The organism is Sphingobium lignivorans, assembly GCF_014203955.1.
Lineage (GTDB): Bacteria > Pseudomonadota > Alphaproteobacteria > Sphingomonadales > Sphingomonadaceae > Sphingobium > Sphingobium lignivorans.
Genome location: NZ_JACHKA010000001.1, coordinates 802384 through 821249, shown reverse-complemented (window position 1 = coordinate 821249; position 18866 = coordinate 802384). Strand labels below are relative to the sequence as shown.

Here is an 18866-nt window from a genome sequence, read left to right as displayed (position 1 = left end):
GCGGGGCGCCGTCAGGCGGCCGCCCGCTCGCTTTCCTCCGTCCGGTCCCCGTCGCCTTCCACGAGCGCGGCGTGCAACGCGCGGATGGCGCCTTCGAACTGGCTGACCTCGATGATGAACTGAACGTCCACATTGCGGATCTGGTGCTGCATCGCGATGACGTCGATGCCGGCACAAGCCAGCGCGCCAAGCGCGTCGGTGATCAGCCCCGGCCGTGCGATATCGCTGCCGATGACCGAAACCATCGCCACGGGCTGCGCCGTGATCGCGGCATCGGGATAGCGCTTCTGCAGGTCCGCGATCACCCGCTTCATCGTCGCCACATCGGCCGAGAGATAATGGGTGATGGTGTTGGCGTTGGACGACTTGCTGACGATCCACGCGCCATGGCGAGTCAGCGCCTCGAGGATCGCGGCGTCATAGCCCTTCACACCGACCATGTCCTGCTCGAAGAACTGCAGCGCCTGCATCTGCCGGATGCCGGTGACGATCTCGACTCTCGGCTGCTCCGAGACATAGTCGCCGGAGATCAGCGTGCCGCCGTCCTCCCGGTCGAATGTGTTCCGCACGCGCAGCGGAATGGCGGTCTGCCGCAGGCCACGGCCGGCACCGGGATGGATGGCTTCCATGCCCAGATTGGCGAGCTGGTCCGCGACGTCATAATTGGTCCGGCCGATCTTACGCGCCTTGTTCGTGCCGACCAGCTTCGGGTCCGCGCTCGAAAGATGGAATTCCTTGTGAATGATCGCCTCGCGCGCACCGGTGAGGACCGCGATGCGCGAGAAGGTCATTTCCGAATAACCGCGGGCATAGCGGCGCACCATGCCGTCGCTGCAGCCGGCATAACCGGTCACGATCGGCAATGTTGTGGCGAGTTCGATCGGCGCGAGAGCCTGCTCGATGCGCTCGTCCAGCCCGCGCCTGTCATCCTGGTTCCAGAGGGTCAGGTCGATGAAGCGCGCATTCACGCCCCGCTCGCGCAGCAGCAGCGCGGTCGAGTGCGCGCTGTGCGCCTCGCCAAGCCCCGCGAGCAGTTCGCGCACGGTGAGAAGCTGTTCCTTGAGCGCGAAACGGCCATGGCTGCGCAACCGCGCGAGGTCGTCCAGACACTGCGTCGCGGCATCGATCCGCATGTCGACGAAACGGTCCGCTTCGAGCTGGCTCTCCGGCCGCGCGAACATCTCGGCATTGCGCGCGTGCATCGCGTCGCGCACCGTCTCCATGGCGCGGCGCCAGCCGTTCGCGTCCTCATCCGCCACGAAGCGGGCATAGACGCCGGACTCGCCGGTCTTCTTGTGCTCCAGCAGCAGGTCCGTCATCCCGGCATAGGCCCGAGACGACGAAGATGCGATTGTAGAGGTCCGCGCCGCTGCGGCCGGCGATCAGCACATTGTCGAGCAATGTGGCCGTCGCGGCCATGGACGTGCCGCCGATCTTCTCGACGCTGTGGACGCCGCTCATGCCATTGCCTCCTCGGTCAGCCGGCCATGACGGGGCGCGATGACTCGCGGTTCGCCGCGCGCGGCAATGAAGCCGGGCCGGGGCTTCTCGACGCCGAAGGGCGCCTGCAGCCGGTTGCTCACCGCATTGTAAACGAGGAAGGCATTGGCGCGGGGGAACGGCGTGATGTTGCCGTTGGAGCCATGCATCACGTTGCAATCGAAGATCACCACGCTGCCCGGCTTCCCGGTCGGCGCGACAATGCCGTGCTTGTAGGCCAGCTCGGCGAGACTGTCCTCGTCCGGCACGCCATATTCCTGCTTTTTGAGGGACATGCGATAATGATCCTCCGGCGTCTCGCCCACGCAGGTGAGGAACGTGCGATGCGATCCCGGGATCAGCATCAGCGGGCCGTTGTTGGGCGTGTTCTCCGCAAGCAGGACCGACATGGAAAGGGCGCGCATGCGCGGCATTCCATCCTCCACGTGCCAGGTCTCGAAATCGCTGTGCCAGTAGAATTCCTTGCCTTGGAAGCCCGGCTTGTAGTTGAGGCGCGACTGGTGGAGATACACTTCGTCGCCCAGCAGGAAGCGCGCCGCCTCGGCCAGCCGCGCGTCGGCGGCCAGGCGTTCGATCACGCGGCTCTGGGCATGGATCTCGAAGATCGAGCGGATTTCCTTCCCGCCCGGCTCGCTGATGACGGTTTCCGCGTCCAGCGCGGCCGGATCGGCAAGCAACTTGCGAGCTTCGCGCTGCAGGAAAGCCACTTCCTCCTCGGAGAAAATGTCTTCGAGCACGAGATAGCCGTCACGCTCAAATTGTTCCGTCTGCGCGCGGCTGAGCGGCGCGTCTTCGGTCCAGTCGCTGCGGACGACCGGATCATGGCGCGGCAGAAACTCCGCCTGCTTGGCGTGGCGCGAGGGGTAGATGTCTTTCACGGGACTTCTCCCTTTTCAGTCTTGTTTGTTCTTCAGTCGGTCAGTTCCGGCTCTTTCCCGAGCTGCGGATCGGCCGGATAGGCACCATTCTCATCATGCACTTCCCGGCCAGTGACGGGCGGATTGAACACGCAGGCGCACAGGATGTCGGTCGCGGGCCGCACGACGTGCCGGTCATTGGCATTCAGCGCGTACATGACGCCCGGCGCCAGCTCGTGCATGATGCCGGTCTCGAGATCCTCGATCGTGCCGTTGCCCTTGAGGACCAGCACCGCCTCCAGATGGTTCTGGTAATGCATGTGCAGTTCCTCGCCCGCGAACATCGTGGTGAGATGGAAGGAGAAGCCCATGCCGTCATCCTTGAGGAGCAGGCGGGTGCTGCTCCAACCCTTGGATTTGACGTGCTTATCCGACTTGCGGACGTCTTTCAGCTTGCGAACGATCATGATGTTGGATTCCTTTTCTTATTCTGCGGCCACGCCATAAGTGACGGTCAACGCCTCGCGGAGGCTCTCCTCGAGAATGTCGAGGCCCGCGGAAAGAATGGCGTCGTCGATCACGAGAGGCGCCAGCACCTTGACGATCTCGTCATGCGCGCCGCTGGTCTCGATGATGAGGCCCTGCGCGAAGCAGGCCCGGGTGATGGCTTCGGCGACTTCGCCCGAGCCGACATGGATGCCGCGCATCATGCCGCGCCCGCGCGTGGAAAGGCCGTGCTCGGCCGCCATGGCGTCGAGGCGACGCTCCAGCATCGCGCCGCGCCGGCGGACATCCTCCTGGAAGTGGCCATCGCTCCAGAAGTGGCGAAGCGCCGCAGTGGCCGTCACGAAGGCATGATTGTTGCCCCGGAAGGTGCCGTTGTGCTCGCCCGGCGACCACTGGTCGAGCTCCGGACGGAACAGGGTGAGCGCGAAAGGCAGGCCCATTCCGGAGAGCGATTTCGCCAGCGTGACGATGTCGGGCGTGAAGCCCATGTCCTCGAAGCTGAAGAAGCCGCCGGTGCGCCCGCAGCCGGCCTGGATGTCGTCGACGATCAGCAGGGCGCCATGGCGCTTCGCGATCTCGGCAATCCTGCGCAGCCATTCCGGGGACGCGACATTGAGCCCGCCCTCGCCCTGCACCGTCTCGACGAGGATGGCGGCCGGCGCATCGAGCCCACTCGATGGATCGGACAGGCGGCGCTCCAGCAGCTCGGCCGTGTCGACGCCCGGCCCATGATAGCCGTCATAGGGCTCGTGCGAGACATGGCTGAGCGGCACCCCTGCCCCGCCGCGCTTGGCGGCATTGCCGGTGCAGGCCAGCGCACCGAGCGTCATGCCGTGGAAGCCGTTGGTGAAGGCGATGACCATCTCGCGACCAGTCACCTTGCGCGCCAGCTTGATCGCCGCCTCGACCGCGTTGGTGCCGGTCGGGCCAGTGAACATCGCGCGATAATCGAGGCCGCGAGGCTGGAGGATCAGCGCCTCGAACGTCTCGAGGAAATCGGCCTTGGCATCGGTATGCAGGTCCAGGCCATGCGCGATGCCGTCGCTCGTGATATAATCGAGCAGCGCCTGCTTCAGGATCGGGTGGTTGTGGCCATAGTTCAGCGTCGAGCAGCCTGACAGGAAGTCGAGATAACGGCCGCCCTGATTGTCGTGCAACCACACATGCTCGGCCCGGTTGAACTGGCGCGGCATGGAGCGGGCATAGCTGCGCACGCCGGACTCACGCCGCTCATAGATCGCCCGGTCGGGAATGGCCTTGGTCGGCTCGGGAAGAGTGATGGTCATGATCTCAAAGCTCCTGGCGGGTTTGCGGCCGCTCTCGCTGCGGCAGGGGGCCAATGCGCGCCTGCCATTCAGTGGCGTGCGCACCGGCGAAATGAATGTCGCGATCGAACAGCACGCTCTTCTCGAGTGGCGCGCTCCATCGGCGGGAAAGGCTTTCGAACAGCGCCCATGAGGCGCGGTTGTCGGCAGTGACGGTGGTGATGAGGCTGGTGACGCCCGCCGCCTGGGGGCGATCGAGCAAGGCCTCGATCATGCGGCCGGCCAGGCCGAGACCCCGGGCCTGCGCGCCCACCGCCACCTGCCAGACGAAGAAGCTGGCGGGATCGGATGGCGGACGGTGCCCGGATACCCAGCCGACGATGTCGCCGTCGCGCTCGGCAACGACGCAGCTGTCGGCAAAGTGCGTGCACTGCACAAGATTACAGTAGGCGGAATTCCGGTCGAGCGGCGGACAGGCCGCGATGAGACCGGTGATCGCAGGTCCGTCGGTGCTTCGGGGAAGGCGCAGATCGATCTCGCCCTTGCCCCTTGCCCCACCCCGGGGATCGCCGTGCACAGCCGTCTGCGGCCGCGACGCGGCCTCATCAGGTTGCATGTCGATAATGATTTATCTCCCGAATTATTTTCTGCTGGCGGTCCACGCCGCTTCAAACTGTTGCTGCTTTATATATCTGTATATGCTCCATTTTCAACCCATCTCGGACCCTGAGAACCTTCGAAAGCCGGAATAGCTCCCAAAAATCATTCGTTTAATGAAGCAATTTTATTTCTTCCTCGGGACCATTCCGTAGCCCCCCAGGAGCGGCATGCCGGAGACGACAGCGTCAAGGCTTGCCGCGGGCGGCTCTGCCGACCTAGTCTGGCAGGCATCGCAATAAGGAAGGTCGCTTGGATACGGATCTTGCAACGCTCACGCTGCGCGCCTTGCGTCGTGTGCTGCGCACCACGGAAATCGGAAACCGGGAGCTGGCGCTGGCGACGGGCCTCACGCCCTCGCAATGGCTTGTGCTGCGTGAAATCGAATCGCGCGGCCAGACCAACCCGAGTGCGGTGGCGCATGCGCTTCAGTTCAGCCAGGCGACGATCACGGCCCTTGTCGACCGGCTGGTTGCCCTCGACTTCGTTCAGCGCCGCCGCAGCGACAGGGACAAGCGGCAGTTCCTGCTGGACGTGACGCCGGCGGGCCGGGCGGCGCTGGTGGAAGTGGCCGATCCGCTGCAGACGAGCTTCACCCAGCGGTTCGCGTCCCTGCCGACATGGGAGCAGGGGATGCTGCTCGCCGCGACCGAGCGCCTTGCCATGCTGCTCGATGCGGCCGGCATGGACGCGGCCCCGCTCCTCGACAGCGGCCGGATCGATCGGCCCCTGCCCGATTGATCCGCCCCCCCCGAGGCGCGAGAGCACCCGGAGGGCCGCCGCGCCAGGACTCTCTCAGCGCTCTTCCGCGAAGGACACTCTGGCGGACAATCCGCCTTCGCTCGCCGCGCCGAGCGTCAGCTCGCCTCCGGAGAATTTCAGGAGATCGGCCGTCGCGGCCAGTCCCAGGCCCGTGCCCGGCGTCTCGGGATCGAGCCGGGTGCCGGGGATGAGCACCGCCTGAAGATTGGCCGCCGCGATGCCCTTGCCGTCGTCGCGGACCTCGATGCCCCCGGGCGCCCCGGTGATGATGACGCGGTGGCGGCACCATTTGCAGGCATTGTCGATGAGGTTGGAAAGAATTTCCGCCAGGTCGCCGCGATCGCAGGGGAGCCGCAGGCCGGGCGGCAGGTCGACCTCGAAGGCGATGTCGCGGCCCGCGTGCAGGCGCTTCATGGCCGTGATGATCTGGTCCAGCAGGGGCGCGACTTCCGTGAGCGTGCCGGCGCCGCGCGTGCCGCCGGCGGCCGCGCGCGTCAGGTGATAGTCGATCTGGCGCTGCATCAGCGCGCTGCGCCCCAGCAGGAAGTCCGCCGTCTCGACATGGCCGGCGAGGCGCAACTGCTCGGCCTCGTCCATGATCAGCGCCAGCGGGGTGCGCAGATTGTGCGCGAGATTGCCGGACTGTGTGCGAGCGCGGCTGATGAGCTGCGCCTGCGCGGCAAGCAGGGCATTGAGGCGCTCGACGAGCGGCGCGAATTCCGTCGGCACGTCCGGGTCGAGCCGCGCCACCTCGCCATGCCGCAGGCGGTCGACTTCCTCGCCAAGCCGCCGCACGGGCGCCAGGCCGAAGCGGACCAGCGCGATGGCGCCAGCGAGCAGCAGCAGGCCGACCGCGGACATGGACCAGGCGAGATCGCTCCAGAAATGGCTGATCTGCTCTTCCAGCAACTCCTGCGCCGAGGCGATCGTGGCGACGACCTCATGTCCGTCCAGGGTCACGCGCGCACTGCGCTGGAGCAGCATCTGGTCGCCCGCCCGGCCCGTTTCCCACGCGCTGTCATCGCTATGCACCGCAAGGCGATCCGCACCGAGCGAGACGGAGCGCGCAATGCGCCCCTCGCCGCCATCCACTTGCCAGTAGAGCCCCGAATGCCGCGCATTGAACTGCGGATCGGAGAGCGGCTGGGGGATCCTCGGCATCCCGGCCGCGTCCACCCGGGTCATCGCGATCAGCTCGCTCAAATGATGGTCCAGTTCGCTCTGGAAGCGCTCGGTGGTGTGGATCCGGTAGAGATTGCCGATGAAGAGCCCGGCCAGCAGGACCGCCAGCACCACCCCCACCGCCGAACCGACGATCAGGCGAAATTGCAGGCTGCCGCGCAGACGCAGGCCCTGCCCCATGCTCATGCCTCCAGCCGATAGCCAAGGCCGCGCACGGTCACGATCCGCTCGCGGCCGATCTTGCGGCGCAGGCGGCCGACCAGCACCTCTATCGCATTCTCGTCCCGCTCGCTGGCGAGGCTGTAGAGATTGTCGAGGATTGTCTGCCGCGTCAGCGTCCGCCCGGCCCGGTAGGCCAGCATCTGCAGGAGGCGGAATTCGCTGGCGGTGAGCGCCAGCGGTGCATCGTCGAGCCAGGCCTCGCTGCTCGCCGTATCGATCGCGATGGCGCCGACAGCGATCCGCGTCGCGCTGTGCCCGAAGGCGCGGCGGGCCAGCGCATGGAGGCGCGCGACCAGTTCCTCCGTGCGTACCGGCTTGACGATGAAGTCGTCCGCGCCGGCATTGAGCCCCTCCACCTTCTCTTCCCAGCTGCTGCGGGCCGTAAGGATAAGGATCGGCGTCGCCAGCGATCGCGCGCGCAACGCCCGGACCAGATCGATGCCGGACATGCCGGGCAAGCCGACATCCACGACCAGAACGGTGAAACCATCGCTCGCGAAATCGAGCGCATCCTCCGCGTTCGACAGCCATTCGCAGGTCATGCCGTGACGGGCCAGATTGGCCGTCACGCGCTGCGCGAGCGCGGGTTCGTCTTCGACGAGGAGGATCCGCATGGCCCCGCTTCTGACAGCATTCTGTCAGGTTGCGAAGCTAGATGTTGCACCGCACGAAAAAACGGGGACGTTCATATGCTGGGATCCCGGCTCCTGCCGACGCTTGCTCTGCTTGCCGCCCTGGGCGGCTGTTCCGGGAACGGGAGCGAGACTGCCGGCAATGATGCCGCCGCGCAGGACGGCCCCGGAGCGCCGGCCGGCATTCTTCCCTTGTCCGCAGCGGAAATGGATCGGATCGGTGTCCGCTTCGCCGCTGCCGAGACCGCAAATGACATTCCCGTCGCCACCGTACCCGGGACGCTGGCGCCGCCGCCCAATGCCCGCGTTGCGGTCGCAGCCGTCATCCCCGGCGTGGTGACGCGCACACTGGTCGTCGAAGGGGACATGGTCCGTGCCGGCCAGCCGCTGGCCGTGGTCACCGCGCGCGAGCTGTTCACGCTCGGCGCGGGTATCGAGCAGGCCGCGGCCCGCGTCGAGGTGGCACGCGCCAGCGACCGGCGGCTGGGCCAGCTTGCCCGCGAGGGCGTCATCGCAGGCGCGCGGGCCGATGAAGCGCGTGCGGCCTTGCGGGAGGCGCAGGCGGAGCTGAACGAGCAGAAGCGCATCGTCCGACTCGTCAACGGTTCGCCCGGGCAAGGCAGCTATACGCTGACCGCGCCCATTGCGGGGCGGATCACCACGGCCTCCATCCAGACCGGCAGCCCCGTGAGCGAATCGACCGCTGCCTATGTGATCGACGCTGCGAGCCGCTATGAGCTGACCGCCCAGTTGCCCGAGCGCCTGCTGGGGCAGGTCCGCACCGGCATGGGCGTGCGCCTGCCCGGCGACATACGCGGCGAGATCACCAGCGTCGGCACGGTGCTGGATCCCCAGACCCGCTCAGCTACGCTGCGCGCCCGCATTCCTCCCGGGCCCGGCATCGTCTCCGGACGCGCTCTCCCTGTCACCATCCTGGCCCCGGCCCCGGCGGGCACATTCCTCGTCCCCGCCGGCGCGGTGCTGGATGTGAACGGCAAACCCAGCCTGTTCGTGCGCACGCCGCAAGGCGTGGCGGTGCGCGCGGTGAGCGTGGGCGACCAGGCAGACGGCCGCGTGCTCATCCGCGCGGGGCTGCGGCCGGGCGAGCAGATCGCCGTCGCCGGCATGAGCGAACTCAAGGCGATTGCGGGGCAGGACTGATGCTGCGCGCGCTGGTCACCTGGTCGCTTTCCTACCGCCTGCTCGTGCTGGCGCTGACGCTCACCGTCGGCGTGCTGGGCGCCCTTGCCTATGCCTCGCTGCCGGTCGATGCCTACCCGAACATGGCCCAGACCCAGGTCAAGATCATCCTCAAGGCACCGGGCATGACGCCCGAGGAAGTCGAGACGCGGGTAATCGCGCCCATCGAACTGGAGATGCTGGGTCTGCCCAATCAGGCCGTGCTGCGCTCGACGGCGAAATATGCCATTGCCGACATCACCATCGATTTCACCGACGGCACGGACATCTACTGGGCGCGCCAGCAGGTCGGCGAGCGGCTGGCAGGGGTGATGGCGGACATGCCCGAGGGCGTGACCGGCGGCATGGCGCCCATTTCCACGCCGCTCTCGGACGTCTTCATGTTCACGATCGACGGCCCCCTGTCGCTGACGGAAAAACGCGAGCTGCTGGACTGGACGATCCGCCCCGCTTTGCGCACCGTGCCGGGCGTCGCGGACGTGAATGCGCTGGGCGGGCATGTCCGCACATATGAGGTGCGGCCCGATCCGGTGGCACTGGCGGCGGCGCGCCTTTCCGTCGATGATCTCAGGAACGCCATCGAGCGCGGCAACCGCAACGATGGCGCGGGCCGCCTCTCGGTGGGCGAGGAAGCGCTGATCGTCCGTGCGGTCGGCGCCATCCGCGACGCCGCCGACATCGAGCGTATGGCGATCGTCACGCGCAACGGCGCGATCGTCCGCGTGGGGGATGTCGCCAGCGTCGGCGCGGGGTCCCTGACGCGCTATGGCGGCGTCACGGCGCATGGCAAGGGCGAGGCCGTGCAGGGCCTCGTCATCGCCCTGCGCGGCGCCGATGCCCGGCTCGTGGTCGACGGGATCAATGCGCGGGTGGCCGAACTGCAGCACAGCATGCCCAAAGGCACCCGGCTCACGATCTTCTACGATCGCTCGGACCTCATCGGCCGGGCCGTGAACACGGTGCAGAAGGCGCTGATCGAGGCGACGGTGCTCGTCATCGTGCTGCTCATCCTGTTTCTGGGCGACTGGCGCGCGGCAGCGATCGTGGCCTCGACGCTGCCGATGGCGGCGCTCACCACCTTCCTGTTCATGCGCGGCATGGGGCTCTCGGCGAACCTCATGAGCCTGGGTGGCCTCGCCATCGCCATCGGCATGCTGGTCGATGGCGCCGTGGTCGTCGTCGAGAATGTCGTGGACCGGCTCAATCACGCGAAGGACGAGGCAGTTCCGCGCCTTCATGTCGTGTTCCGCGCGACCGCCGAAGTCATCGTGCCGGTCTCGGCCGGGCTCGTCATCATCGCGCTGGTCTTCCTGCCCCTGCTCTCGCTGCAGGGACTGGAAGGCAAGCTGTTCGCGCCGGTCGCGCTCACCATCATGTTCGCGCTCGCCGGGTCACTGCTGCTCGCGCTCACGCTGGTGCCGGTGCTGGCTTCCTTTGGCCTCAAGGCGGGTCATCATGGCGAGCCCTGGATCATGCGCAAGCTCTCGCCGCGCTATGCCGCGCTGCTCGGCGGCGCCTTCGCGCGCAAGAAGCTGGTCTACGGGCTGGCGGCCGCCGGGCTGGTGCTCGCAGGGCTGGCTTATGGTTCAGTCGGCAAGACCTTCATGCCGACGATGGACGAGGGATCGGTGGTGATCCAGGTCACCAAGCTGCCGACCGTCGGTCTCGACCGCTCGCTGGCGCTGACCACGCGGATCGAGGCGGAGCTGATGGCGAAAGTGCCGGAAGTGACCGGCGTCATCTCGCGTACCGGTACCGACGAGATCGGGCTCGATCCGATGGGGCTCAACGAGACCGACCTGTTCGTGACGCTCCGGCCTTCGTCCGAGTGGCGCGGCGATCGCGCGTTCGTCGTGGAGGAGATGCGCAAGACGCTGGAAGGCATGCCCGGTTTCGACCCGAGCTTCACCCAGCCGATCGAGATGCGCGTCGCCGAGATGCTCACCGGCGCGCGCGGCGACCTCGCGGTTAAGATCTTCGGGCCGGACCTCGCCACGCTGGCGGAGCTGGCCGGCAGAATACAGCGCGTGCTCCAGTCCACGCGCGGCGCCTCCGAAGTGCTGACCGTTGCCAACGAGACTATCGACTATCTCCAGCTCGACATCGATCGTGCCGCCGCCGGGCGCGCTGCCATGCCCGTCGACATGCTGCAGGACAGCTTGCGGGCACAGCTGGAGGGCCTGCCCGCCGGCGTGGTCGCGGAAGGACAGAAGCGCGTGCCGGTGGTGATCCGCGGCGCGGAAGACGTGCGCAGCGATCCCATGAGCTTTGCCGACCTGCAGGTGACGACGCCCTCGGGCGAGCTGGCGCGGGTCAGCGATCTTGCCCGCATCGAGCGCGTGGAGGGGCCGATACGCCTCGATCACGAGAGCGGCTCGCGCTATGCGCTGGTGCAGGCGTTCGTCTCCGGGCGCGATCTCGTCGGCTATGTCGACGAGGCGCGGACCAGGGTCGCGGCCGAAGTCGCACTGCCCGCCGGCTATCGGCTCGTCTGGGGCGGCCAGTTCGAGAACCAGCAGCGCGCCTCGGCGCGGCTGATGCTGGTCATTCCGCTCGCACTGCTGCTGATCTTCTGCGTGCTCTACGTGACGCTCAAGTCACTGCGCGGATCGCTGCTGATCCTCGCCAACATTCCCTTCGCCGCCGTGGGCGGGATCATCGCCCTGTGGATGACGGGCGAGTATCTTTCCGTGCCGGCCTCGGTCGGGTTCATCGCGCTGCTCGGCATCGCAGTGCTCAACGGACTGGTCCTGGTCGCCTATTTCCGCCAGCTGCGCGAGGAAGGGTTGCCGATGGCGCAGGCCGTGCGCACCGGGGCGGAGCGGCGCCTGCGCCCGGTGATGATGACGGCGAGCATCACGGCCTTCGGCCTCGTGCCGCTGCTGTTCGCGACCGGACCGGGATCGGAGATCCAGCGGCCGCTCGCCATCGTGGTGATCGGCGGGCTGTTCACCTCGACGCTGCTCACTCTGGTGCTGCTGCCCATCCTCTACGAACGCTTCGGCGAAAGCCGCAAGGAGGCGCAGGCATGAGCCGGCTGGTGCTGACCATCTTCTGCGCAGCGAGCGACGGCCAGACGATCGCCGCCGCCCTGCGAGACGCGCTGGACGCGCCCGTCCACCTGCGCCGCGAAGATGTGCTCGGCCGGGATTTCGGCGATGCCGGCACGGGCGAGCGGGTCGCGGGCACGCTGCTCCGCATGGCGGTGGAGGTGGAAATCATGGCCGGACAGGTGGCCGAAGCTGTCGCGACGGCGAGCCGCGCGCGGCGTCGGCTGCCGTTCCGCTGGCGCACCGTGGCGATGCTCGATGGAGGACGTGTGGAATGAGATGGGCGTGGCTCCTGCTGGCCGGCGCGACGATGCCGGCGCTCGCGCAGAGCGACCTGCCGCCAGCCGAACTCGCCGCGCGCGCGCTCGATGCCCAGCCGACCGTCGAGGCCGCTGTCGCCCGGGTCGCGGCGGCGCGGGCGGAAGGCGACGCGATGCGCATCGGGCCGCACGAGATCACGGCGCAAGGCACCGCCTCGCGCCGCTCCATCGAGCAGGGCGATCGCTTCGCCGAATATGACGCCACGATCAGCCGGCCCTTCCGCCTGCCCGGCAAGGCGGCGCTGGACAGGCGCGCGGGCGCGCTCGGCGTCGAGATCGCCCAGGACCGGATGGAGGATGTGCGCCATCATGCGGCGTTGACGCTGGGCAGCTTGTGGTACGACTGGCTGCTGGCCACGGAGCTGCATCGCAATGCCGATGCGCTGGTGCAGACCCAGCAGGCGCTGGTGGACGGCACGCGCAGGCGCGTGCGCGCGCGGGACGCTGCCGAGCTCGATCTCCAGCAGGCCGAAGCGGCGCTGGCGCTTGCCCAGGCACAGCGCGGCGATGCGGCAGCCATGCGCGACCGGGCACGCGCACTGCTCGCCAGCCGCTTCCCGGACCTGCCTCTGCCGATCGAGCCCCCCAGCATCCTGGCGCCGGTCGCATCGGCCGAGGAGCTTAGCGAGCTGCAGATGCTGATCGTCGAACGCAGCCACGAAATTGCCGCCGCCAGCGGGGAAGCGGCGCGCGAGTCCGTGCTTGCCCAGCGTGCCCGGGCCGATCGCATCGCCGATCCCTCGCTCGGCGTCCGCCTGTTCAGCGAACGGGGCGGCGAGGAACGCGGCGCAGGCCTTTTCGTCTCCCTCCCTCTGGGTGGCGGCCACCGCCGCGCCGTTGCGCGCCGCGCCGAAGCCCAGGCCTCCGCAGCCCAATCCGAACTCACCGCCGTCGAGCGCGAGATCATCGGCGATGCCGCGGCCGACGTCGCCGAATATCGCGCGCGCCACACCGCCTGGGAGGCCAGCCGCGACGCCGTCTCGCGCGCCGAGCAGAGCGCCGCGCTGGCCGCGCGGGGCCAGCAACTGGGCGCGATCGATCTCGCCGATCGCCTCTACGCCGACCGGCAGGCGAATGAAGCCCGCGCGCAGGAACTCACCGCGCGCGCCGCCGCGGCACGCCTCATCCTCAAGCTGCGGATCGACTCACACATGCTGTGGATGGATTAGGCAAGCGGAACGGGCCAGCAGGCCGCGTCCTCAGACGGCGGTCCCCACCAGTCGACCGATCCCCGCGGTGATGGCCATGGCAAGCGCGCCCCAGAAGACCACGCGCATCACGGGTTTCAATGGTCGGGCGCCGCCCGCAATGGCGCCGACAGCGCCGAGGGTGCCCAGGAACAGGATCGATCCGGCCGCTTCGCCCGCGACCATCATCGACATGGGGAGCAAGGCGGCGAGCAGGAGTGGCAGCGCGGCGCCCACCGTGAAGGTGGCTGCCGACGTGAGAGCCGCAATGACCGGTCTGGCGGTCGTCACTTCGTTGATGTGCAGCTCGTCGCGCGCATGCGCCTTGAGGGCATCGAAACGCATCATCTGCTCTGCCACCGAGCGTGCCGTCGCGGGATCGACGCCCCGAGCCGCGTAAATGTCGGCCAGTTCCGAAAGTTCGGCTTCGGGCGCCGTGGCAAGCTCTTTCCGTTCGCGCGCGAGGTCGGATTGCTCGGTGTCGGCCTGCGAGCTGACGGAGACATATTCCCCGGCCGCCATCGACATCGCACCGGCCACCAGCCCTGCAGCGCCGGCAATCAGCAAGGCCGGGCGATCCGCGCCGGAAGCAGCAACGCCGAGGATGAGGCTCGCCGTGGAGACGATGCCGTCGTTCGCGCCCAACACCGCCGCACGTAGCCAGCCGATGCGCGAGACGAGATGCTGTTCCTTATGTGGCCTCATGCGCGCTCCCTCCACCGGCCGTCACCGGCGCCATCAGGGCTGGATCGACCAACGCCCCCGGAAACAATGCACCAGCCACGCCTGCAAAGCCACGCCCGCTCACGCATGGTCATGCGAATGGCGCGCAGTGGCAATCTCCCCGACGCGAAGGCGCGACCACAGAAATCCGGATCATGATCGCGGCCTGAAGACCGCTTCTTCCTTCAAGCGAGGCGGGGACAGGCGCCCCCGCCTCGTGTTCCTCGCTCAGAACGAGAAGGAGGCCTGAAGATACCAGTTCCTCGGCCGCGCGTAGATCTTCTCCGCGTAGCCCAGCGTGCCGAGCGACGCGTTGCCCTGGACCAGGTAGCGCTCGTCGAACAGGTTGAGCACACCGCCGGTCAGCTTCCAGCCGCGATCCTTGTCGGCCAGGGTGATCGAGGCATTGCCGACGAAATAGTCGCCCTGCTCGATTTCCGGGACGCTGCCGGTAATGAAGGTGATCTTCGTGTTGTAAGTGCCGTCGAACCGGGGCGTCAGCGTCATGCGGTCGATCGGAATTTCATATCCGATGCCGAAACTGCCCTGGAAGGAGGGCGTGAACGGCAGATCGTCGCCCGGTGCGACGGTCGCGGTGGCGCCCGGCACCGGCGTGATGCTGAGGATTCGGTCATCCAGCACGCTGCCCGACAGGTCGAGCTGCAGGCCGGAATTGCGCGAGCGATAATTGAGCTCGCCTTCCAGGCCCTTGATCCGCGCCTTGCCGGCATTGAACAGCAGCGGCACCACGCCCTGCCGGAAGATCAGCTGGATATCCGTATATTCGGCAATGAATGCCGCCGCGCTCAGGCGGACATCGCCAAGATCGAATTTCGCGCCGATCTCGTAGCTGTCGACCGTCTCCTCGTCGAATGGCGTCGGCACGTTGCCCGGAGGGGCGGCATTGTAGCGCGTGTTGAAGCCGCCGGACTTGAAGCTGCGGGCATAGGACGCATAAGTGCTGATCGCGCGGGACCAGGAATAGCGGATGCTCGCGGATCCGGTGAGTGCCGAGAAGGCCCGCTCATAAGGCCCCGGATAGATGAACAGCGGCCCGCCATCCGGAATGGCGGTGGTGGGCAGCGGGTCGGGATCGGGCAGAGTCGCGGGGAACAGGTTGAGCACCGTGCCGCGATAATATTTCTCGTCCCGCGTATAGCGCAGGCCGCCCGACACTTCGAGATTCTCGATCGGCTTGACCGACACTTCGCCGAAGACCGCGAAGGACTTCGTCTTGAGGTCCGAAACCTGCAAGTCGCGCGACCCCGGTCCGCCGGCCAGCAGCGAGGCAATGACGGGCGGCGACGGCGGGAAGGACAGGGGCACCGTCGCCCGCTCGTTGGTCTTCTCGTGGAAATAATAGCCGCCAAGAATCGCGTTCACGCTGCGCGAGGCATATTGAAGCTGGAGTTCCTGGCTGAACTGGTCGGACTGCGCACCCACGTCCGTGGTAATCAGCAGGAACGGCGTGTTGTCCGCATCGCGGATGCCGCGCGCTTCGGTCGAGCGATAGGCGCTGATCGACTTGAGCGTGAAGCGCGGGCTCAGATCGGCAACGATCGTTCCGGACACGCCCCAGACTTCGGACGTGCTCAGCACCTCCGCTGTACCGCCGTTCACGAACGGACCACGCGCCTGAAAATCATTGGCGCACCGCGCATCGTTGATGAGCGGGACATTCGGCGCGCCGAAGCGCGGATCGCCCGGCGTCAGCGGCGCGAACGGGATGGTGGCGCCCGGGCAACCGGCTGCTACACTCGCGATCGCCGCGACCGGCGCCTGCTCGTTGATCCCGGCGAACACGAACGGAGCGCCATGTTCGTCACGCTTGGTGTAGTCGGCGCGCAGGTTCACGCGAATGTCGGGCGAAGGCTTCCAGAGCACCGCGCCGTTCAGGGTGAAGCCGTTGTCATTGCCCAGATCGAGCCCGTCGAACTCGCGGATGACATAACCGTCGCGCTTGCGGAAGCCGCCGGATACGCGCGCTGCGGCCGTGTCGCCCAGCGGAAGGTTGAGGACGCCGAAGCCTTCGAAGAGGTTGTCCGTGCCGGTGCGCAAGCGCGCTTCGCCGCCGAAATGGCCGATCTCCGGCTCCTTGGTGCGCACGAGAATGGCGCCGCCGATCGTATTGCGGCCGAACAGCGTTCCCTGCGGGCCGCGCAGCACCTCGACGCCGGCAATGTCACCAAAGTCGATCGCGCCGCCGACGGCGCGCCCGACATAGACCTCGTCGATGTAGATGCCGACGCCGGGATCGACCGCCGCTGTGGGGTCGAGCTGGCCCACGCCACGGATGAAGACCACCGAGGCTGAACTGTTGCCGGAAAGCTGGCCGGCGGGTTTGAACTGGAGGCTGGGCGTGATCTGCTCGAGATCGCTCGCGCGATTGATCTGGCGCTCCTGCAGGGTCTCGGCATCGAAGGCCGAGATGGCGACGGGCGTATCCTGCAACGACTCCGCCCTTCGCCGCGCCGTCACAATGATCACGTCGGTCGCGCCTTCATCGCTCACGGCCATGTCTGCCTGTGGCTGCTGAGCCTGGGCCGGCGCTGCCCATGACAATATCAGAAGCGTGCCGGACGCTACGCTGCTCAACAATCGGACTCTCATGACGCCTCTCCCCTTTGGATCCTGAAAAATGACGGCCGCATCTTTGCGGTCAGTGGCACAAGCGGGCCTGTGAATTTAGTTATATGATAAAACAATGTGTGGCAATATGGCATGGAAACATGCGATAAAATCCGTGCGGATCTCGGTACCCGGTCGGGCACCGGTCTTCCCGGACAGAAAAACAGGCTTGGGAGAGAGACATGCGCCAGAGGGGTGAACGCGCGACCATCGGAACAGCGACGACATGACGGCCCTTGGCCCGCTCGACGAGCTTGTCGGCTATCATCTCAGGCGCGCGTCATCGGCGATGAAGTCGGACTTCGCGCAGACCTTCGCGGAGACAGCCATGCGACAGGTGCTGTTCGGCGTCCTGTCCGTGGTCTCGGCAGCGCCGGGTACGAGCCAGGGCAAGGTCGGCGAGGCGCTCGGCATCCAGCGCGCCAACATGGTGGCGCTGGTGAATGATCTGGTCGATCTCGGCCTCGTCGCGCGCAAGACGGCCCGCCGCGATCGCCGCGCTTTCTCGCTTAACCTGACGCCGGCCGGGGAAGCGAAGCTGCGCGAAATGCTCGAGCAGATCCGCACTCACGAAGACCGGATGCTCCAGAACCTCACGACGGAGGAACGCGAGACCCTGATCGCCCTGCTGCGCAAGGTCCACGCACCGACATCGACCTGAAGCGACAGCCGGCTCGGCTTATGCACAGGCCGGCAGGCCGCCCGCGCACGGAAAGCCATTCACGCGCCTAGATATGAGCCTCGATCCAGTCGAAGCTGCGCTGGGTCGAAACCGCGAGCGCGCCGACCTGATTGTGGAGCATGGCAGTCTCCTCACGCGTGAACAGGATGAAGTCCTTGGGACATCTCAGCTTCTCGAAAAGCGCGCGGGCCTGGCTGAACTCGTCCATCTCGCCATCCATGACGAGTGTGCGGCACCGGATCCTGTCCACGACGTCTTCGGCCCGATAGCGATTCATATCGGCGATGAGCGCGGAGGGCGTCCGCACGCCATGCTTCCACATCGAATCTGTGACGCCCCACGCAATGAGGGGCATGCTCGCCATCACATCCTTCATCCGGCGGTCGAACGCTCCGGGGTTGCGTTCCGCCAGGGCCAGCATGTCACTGCCGAGCGCCTCTTCGAAGAAGCGGCGGATCACGTCGCGCCAGTTCAGAATGCCGGGATTGGCGATGCAGAGCTTCAGCCGATGCTCGAAGGCGGCTGCGCGCGGCGCCAGGGCACCGCCCATGCTGAGACCCATCAGCGCGATCCGGTTCGGGTCGACGCCCGGCATCCGAACCGCGAAATCGACGACGGGGCGCACGACATTCTCCCAGTCCGGCCGGAAGGGCAGGCCCTGCAGGCGGATGACCTTGCCCTGGCCGGGGCCATCGAAGATCAGGCAATGCATCCCCCGCGCATTCGCCGCCTCGGCGATATATTTGCATTGCTCCGCCCAGGCATCGCGTCCGTTGAACGCAATCACCAGCGGGGCGCGACCACGCTTCTTTCCCGGCGCCGCGAAGAAATAACCTGGCAGCTTCGTCGTCTCATAGGGAATGGCCACCGGCTCGGCACCCAGCGGCAGGTCCTGCAATGCCCGTCGATAGGCCGCCTCTGCCTCGCGGGTGAGCCCCGCCACATCGCGCGCCCAGGGATCGGGATGACGATGAAGCGCCGCGATGAAATAATTCGCGGCGCGCATGTCGACTTCGCCCGCGCTGATCGCATGCCCTCCTTTGCGGCTTTCGCTGGCGGTCCTGACCAGCCGCCTCGCCGTGGCCTGCCATTCGCGCGACCAGCTATAAGGGTCGGCGCCATCCACACGGCTCGCCGTTTGGAGGCATTCGCCAATGTCGGACATCTTCTGCCAGGTTCCGCCAAGATAGAAGAGCAGCACCTGATTGAGGATCGGATCGGGCATGAGCTCGAGCTCGAACCATGGCTTGGCGGCCCCCTCGCCACCCGCCGCATGGGCCGGCAGGCCCGGCATGCTGGCGCCCATCGCCAGAGCCATGCCGACGCTGGACATGCCGGCCCCGCGCAGCGCCTCGCGTCGGGAATATTCCTTATCCTGCATCGCTTGTCCTCCTGAAGCGGAGGAAAGCTGGAAGATCGGCGGCGCCCTGACAACTCGCATAACTGCGTAGGTCCAGCGCTCCGCCGGACCCGAGGAATTTCGGACTCTCCG

At 67.0% G+C, this 18866-nt stretch carries 15 protein-coding genes and 1 pseudogene; 6 read left to right on the top strand and 10 right to left on the bottom strand.

Annotated features, from left to right (window positions below; translation table 11 throughout):
* Positions 1-11: 11 nt before the first annotated feature.
* The 5 genes and pseudogenes from HNP60_RS03805 to ectA all read right to left on the bottom strand — a co-directional run bounded on the left by HNP60_RS03805 (position 12) and on the right by ectA (position 4745).
* A pseudogene (locus tag HNP60_RS03805) lies at positions 12-1461 on the bottom strand (aspartate kinase).
* Complete coding sequence (gene thpD / locus HNP60_RS03800; protein WP_184150423.1) at positions 1458-2378, bottom strand: ectoine hydroxylase; 921 nt, start codon at positions 2376-2378, stop codon at positions 1458-1460. The pseudogene HNP60_RS03805 and the gene thpD overlap by 4 nt, the downstream one beginning before the upstream one ends.
* A gap of 32 nt (positions 2379-2410) precedes the next feature.
* A complete protein-coding gene (locus HNP60_RS03795; protein ID WP_014075132.1) occupies positions 2411-2824 on the bottom strand; it encodes an ectoine synthase in 414 nt (137 codons plus the stop codon).
* 18 nt (positions 2825-2842) lie between these two features.
* Positions 2843-4150, bottom strand: coding sequence for a diaminobutyrate--2-oxoglutarate transaminase (ectB, locus tag HNP60_RS03790; protein ID WP_184150421.1), 1308 nt, complete (start codon positions 4148-4150; stop codon positions 2843-2845).
* 4 nt (positions 4151-4154) lie between these two features.
* The gene (gene ectA, locus HNP60_RS03785; RefSeq protein ID WP_260394636.1) at positions 4155-4745 is read right to left on the bottom strand and encodes a diaminobutyrate acetyltransferase; all 591 of its coding nucleotides are present in this window, start codon (positions 4743-4745) and stop codon (positions 4155-4157) included.
* Positions 4746-5038: 293 nt separating this feature from the next.
* Here ectA and HNP60_RS03780 point away from each other — a divergent pair, with 293 nt between their 5' ends.
* The gene (locus HNP60_RS03780; RefSeq protein ID WP_184150418.1) at positions 5039-5527 is read left to right on the top strand and encodes a MarR family winged helix-turn-helix transcriptional regulator; all 489 of its coding nucleotides are present in this window, start codon (positions 5039-5041) and stop codon (positions 5525-5527) included.
* 54 nt (positions 5528-5581) lie between these two features.
* On the opposite strand, the gene HNP60_RS03775 is transcribed toward HNP60_RS03780, so the two are convergent.
* Together HNP60_RS03775 and HNP60_RS03770 are read right to left on the bottom strand one after the other, a co-directional pair.
* Positions 5582-6916, bottom strand: a complete 1335-nt coding sequence (locus HNP60_RS03775) for a sensor histidine kinase (protein WP_184150415.1) — start codon at positions 6914-6916, stop codon at positions 5582-5584.
* Entirely contained in the window at positions 6913-7566 is a 654-nt protein-coding gene (locus tag HNP60_RS03770; protein WP_184150413.1) for a response regulator transcription factor, read from the bottom strand. Before HNP60_RS03770 ends, HNP60_RS03775 begins: the two co-directional genes overlap by 4 nt.
* A gap of 75 nt (positions 7567-7641) precedes the next feature.
* On the opposite strand from HNP60_RS03770, the gene HNP60_RS03765 reads away from it, so the two are divergent.
* From HNP60_RS03765 to HNP60_RS03750, 4 genes are read left to right on the top strand one after another with little or no spacing between them, the layout of a single operon-like run.
* Positions 7642-8745, top strand: a complete 1104-nt coding sequence (locus HNP60_RS03765) for an efflux RND transporter periplasmic adaptor subunit (RefSeq protein WP_184150411.1) — start codon at positions 7642-7644, stop codon at positions 8743-8745.
* Complete coding sequence (locus HNP60_RS03760) at positions 8745-11816, top strand: efflux RND transporter permease subunit (protein ID WP_184150407.1); 3072 nt, start codon at positions 8745-8747, stop codon at positions 11814-11816. The genes HNP60_RS03765 and HNP60_RS03760 overlap by 1 nt, the downstream gene beginning before the upstream one ends.
* Entirely contained in the window at positions 11813-12112 is a 300-nt protein-coding gene (locus HNP60_RS03755) for a DUF3240 domain-containing protein (protein WP_184150404.1), read from the top strand. Before HNP60_RS03760 ends, HNP60_RS03755 begins: the two co-directional genes overlap by 4 nt.
* On the top strand, positions 12109-13323 hold the full coding sequence (locus tag HNP60_RS03750; protein WP_184150401.1) for a TolC family protein: 1215 nt from the start codon (positions 12109-12111) through the stop codon (positions 13321-13323). Before HNP60_RS03755 ends, HNP60_RS03750 begins: the two co-directional genes overlap by 4 nt.
* Positions 13324-13353: 30 nt before the next feature.
* Here HNP60_RS03750 and HNP60_RS03745 read toward each other — a convergent pair whose 3' ends face one another.
* A complete protein-coding gene (locus HNP60_RS03745) occupies positions 13354-14046 on the bottom strand; it encodes a VIT1/CCC1 transporter family protein (RefSeq protein ID WP_184150398.1) in 693 nt (230 codons plus the stop codon).
* A gap of 246 nt (positions 14047-14292) precedes the next feature.
* On the bottom strand, positions 14293-16581 hold the full coding sequence (locus HNP60_RS03740) for a TonB-dependent receptor (RefSeq protein WP_260394633.1): 2289 nt from the start codon (positions 16579-16581) through the stop codon (positions 14293-14295).
* Between the two features lie 337 nt (positions 16582-16918).
* Between HNP60_RS03740 and HNP60_RS03735 the strand changes: the two genes are divergently transcribed.
* Positions 16919-17353, top strand: coding sequence for a MarR family winged helix-turn-helix transcriptional regulator (locus HNP60_RS03735; protein ID WP_184150392.1), 435 nt, complete (start codon positions 16919-16921; stop codon positions 17351-17353).
* Positions 17354-17420: 67 nt separating this feature from the next.
* Here the strand turns inward: HNP60_RS03735 and HNP60_RS03730 are convergent, their stop codons facing one another.
* A complete protein-coding gene (locus HNP60_RS03730) occupies positions 17421-18755 on the bottom strand; it encodes an alpha/beta hydrolase family protein (RefSeq protein WP_184150389.1) in 1335 nt (444 codons plus the stop codon).
* Positions 18756-18866: the final 111 nt, after the last annotated feature.